This is a genomic window from Luteococcus sp. (genome assembly GCF_043424415.1).
In the GTDB taxonomy this organism is placed as follows: Bacteria; Actinomycetota; Actinomycetes; order Propionibacteriales; family Propionibacteriaceae; genus Luteococcus.
This window is the reverse complement of record NZ_JBHWOO010000011.1, coordinates 1-3,603: the sequence shown is the minus strand read 5'-3', so window position 1 is coordinate 3,603 and position 3,603 is coordinate 1. Positions and strand designations below refer to the sequence as shown.

Here is a 3,603-nt window from a genome sequence, read left to right as displayed (position 1 = left end):
TTTGTCATGCACTGGCATGGGCGCCCCCGGCGCGTGAGGCGGGTGGACCTCAGAGGTTTTCGACCTCCAGCACCGGCACCTGGTCTGCCGGCTCGAAGTCGAAGAGCTGGCTGAGGAAGCTCAGCTGGGCCTCGACCACGGCCCGTCGGGTCTCCTGCCTGCGGAAGCCGTGGCCCTCTGACTCGAACATCTTGACCGCCACCGGGAGCTTCTTGGCCCGCACGGCCTCGGCCATCGACTCGGCCTGGCTCGGAGGCACCACCTTGTCGTCGAGCCCCTGCAGGATCAGCATCGGGCTGGACAGCTGCTCGACGTGGTGGATGGGGGAACGCTGCTCGTAGACGGCCTTCGCCTCGGGATAGGGGCCGACCAGCTTGTACGGGTAGCGGGACTCGAACTTGTGGGTGTCACCCACCAGGGTCTCCAGGTCGCCGATGCCGTAGCGGCTCATCCCGGCGGCGAAGACATCGGAGCTGACCAGCGCCTGCAGGGTGGTGTAGCCGCCGGCCGAGCCACCCTGGATCACGACGCGCTCGGGATCGGCCAGCCCACGCCCGGCCACCTCCTTGACCGCGTCGACGCAGTCGTCGACATCGGCGATGCCCCAGTTGCCGTGGAGGCGGTTGCGATAGTCGCGGCCGAAGCCGGACGAGCCGGAGTAGTTGACGTCCAGCACCGCGATGCCGCGACTGGTCCAGAACTGGAAGTCGGTGCGGAAGGTGCCCGGCGCCATGGCCGTCGGCCCGCCGTGGGTGTTGACGATCGTGATCGGCGCCTCACCCTCGCGCAACTCGGCATCGGGGCTGGTGGGCGGGTAGTAGAAGGCCTGGCTGCGTCCGTGACGGCCCTCGAACCAGATCGACTCGGGCACCGAGACCCACGCGGGGTCGGGCTGCTCCCCGCCGGGACGCACGGTGGTCAGCGCCGGCTGGGCCAGGCGGGCAGCGCCCACCTCGAGGCGGGCGATCTCGTCCGGCCGGTCGGCATGCGCGGCCACCAGGAAGATCCCGGCCTCTCCGGCGGCGATGGCGTCCACGTCGGCGACCGGGTCAATGATCTCGGTGATGTCCCCGCTGGGCACGTCGACCAGCCCCACGCGCGCGCCGGCATCGGCATACCAGCGCATCACCAGAGTGCGTTCGTCGAGCACCGCGTACTCGGCATTTCCCAGCACCCACAGCGGACGGCAGAAGTCGTGCGGTTCATCGAGGATCGAGCGGGTGGTGGGTCCGTCGAAGACCCACGGGTTCCAGTAGCCGGACTCGTCGCTCAGGAAGTACAGCGAGCCGTCCGGCCCCCACTTGGGGTGCACCGCAGAGACGTCGTGGCCGCCGGCGATGACGGTGACTGCTTCGATCCCGTCGTCGCTGAGCTGGCCGATCTTGAGCAGGGTGCCATCCCACGGCATGTCCGGGTGGTTCCATTCGACCCAGGCCAGGCGACCGAAGGGGGAGACCTCTGGGTGGGCGTAGAAGTCGGCGCCCTGGCAGAGCACCCTGCCGCCGTCAGCGTTCTCGTCATCGACCGACAGGGCGACGATCGTGGTGACGGCCTCGCCCTCACCGCGGTGGTCCTCGCGCACCGCTACGACCTGGCGACGCGCCGCGTCCACGCGCAGCCCGCCGAAGCGCAGGTCCCGATTGGCAGGAGAGATGCGGCGGGGCCGGCCGTCGATGCGGGCGTGCAGTGCGCCGTCGGTGTCATTACACCAGGCGACGATCCCGTCCTGGGCGTGCCAGACGCCGCCGCCGTACTCCTGCGCACGGGAGCGCAGGGCGGCCGGGGCAGGGGTCACCTCGACGCCATCGAGCACGAGCGTCTGGCGGCCGTCCTCCTCGGGCCTGGACTCGAGCCATCCCACCTGGTCATGGTCGACCTCGACCGCGGCAAGGGAGACGCCGGAGGCGAGCATGGCGTCAATGGTCACCGGAGACGTCCAGCTACCGCTGGGCAGGGGCGTGCACGCATGGGTCATGCGCGTGAGCCTAGCGGCTCGCGGGACGACCGCTGGACAACAGGGGCACAGAGATGACGGCGGATCCTTGGACAGAGCGCCGGGAACCCGTCGTCATGCTCCTGGGACCTGCTTGCAGGGTCACAGCGGGATGCTCCTGGGACCTGCTTGCAGGGTCACAGCGGGATATTCGTGTGCTGCCCGCGCTCTCCCTTGTCCGCCTCGCGGATGGCGGCCGCCAGCTCGGAGCGGGTGGCCGAGGGCTCGATGACCTCGTCCACGACGCCGATCTCGACGGCCTTGTCGACGCCGCCGGCGATCTTCTCGTGCTCAGCGGCCAGTTCCAGCTCCACCTGAGCGCGGGAGTCGGTGGGCACCTCGGCCAGCTTGCGGCGGTGCAGGATGCGGATCGCGGCGACGGCACCCATGACGGCCACCTCGGCACCGGGCCAGGCGAAGACCTTGGTGGCGCCCAGCGAGCGGGAGTTCATGGCGATGTAGGCGCCGCCGTAGGTCTTACGGGTCACCAGGGTGACGCAGGGCACGACGGCCTCACTGAAGGCGTGCAGCAGCTTGGCGCCGCGGCGCACCACGCCGTCCCATTCCTGGCCGACGCCGGGCAGGTAGCCGGGAACGTCCACCAGGACGACGATCGGCACGCCGAAGGCGTCGCACATCCGCACGAAGCGGGCCGCCTTCTCGGCGCTGAAGGAGTCGAGGCAGCCGCCCAGCCGCATCGGGTTGTTGGCCACGACGCCGACGGTGCGCCCGGCCATGCGGCCCAGCGCGACGACCACATTCGGGGCCCACTTGGCGTGCAGCTCCACCACGGTGCCCTCGTCAAGGATGCCTTCCACCAGCGGGTGCACGTCATAGGCGCGCTTCTTGCTCTCGGGCAGCAGGGTGGACAGGTCGGTGTCGGCGACCTCCTCGGCCACGACCCCCTGGTTGGCCAGCAGCGCCACCAGGTCGCGGGCGCGCTGCAGGGCGTCGGCCTCGTCGTCGGCGGCGACGTGCACCACGCCGGAGCGTCGGCCGTGGACGTCGGGTCCGCCCAGTCGGGCCATGTCCACGTTCTCGCCCGTGACCGAGCGCACCACCTCGGGGCCAGTGACGAAGATGCGGCCCTCGGGAGCGAGGATGACGATGTCGGTGAGGGCGGGGCCGTAGGCGGCGCCGCCGGCGGCGGGCCCGAGCACCACAGAGATCTGGGGGACATGACCCGACGCGCGGACCATGGCCTCGAAGACGGTGCCCACGGCGTGGAGCGCCTCGACGCCCTCCGCCAGTCGCGCCCCGCCCGAGTGCCAGACGCCCACGACGGGCAGCTGCTCGTCGATCGCCACGTCGATCGCGTGGACGATGTGGCGGCAGCCGTCGAGGCCCATGGCGCCGCCCATGACGGTGGCGTCGGTGGCGTAGGCGATGGTGGGCACGCCGTCGATGAGACCGCGTGCGGCGAGCGCACCCGAGGCGTCGGGTTCGGTGAGGAACTCCAGCGACGCCGGGTCGAAGAGGTTCTCGAGACGGGCGACGGGATCGCGCGGGTCGATCTGGGTGTTCTGGTCCACGGTGCTGGTGATGGTCATGAATGCAGTCCTTTCCTTGGCCCATGTCCCGGGAAGGGACGATGCGCCTCTGACGGAGAA

2 protein-coding genes are annotated in these 3,603 nt (G+C 70.4%); both read right to left on the bottom strand.

Annotated features, from left to right (window positions below; all coding sequences use genetic code 11):
- Positions 1–49: 49 nt before the first annotated feature.
- Positions 50–1,927, bottom strand: a complete 1,878-nt coding sequence (locus ACHFFZ_RS00385) for a prolyl oligopeptidase family serine peptidase (RefSeq protein WP_394274686.1) — start codon at positions 1,925–1,927, stop codon at positions 50–52.
- Between the two features lie 203 nt (positions 1,928–2,130).
- Positions 2,131–3,543: an acyl-CoA carboxylase subunit beta gene (locus tag ACHFFZ_RS00380; RefSeq protein WP_394274685.1), complete on the bottom strand. Its 1,413-nt coding sequence runs from the start codon at positions 3,541–3,543 to the stop codon at positions 2,131–2,133.
- Positions 3,544–3,603: the final 60 nt, after the last annotated feature.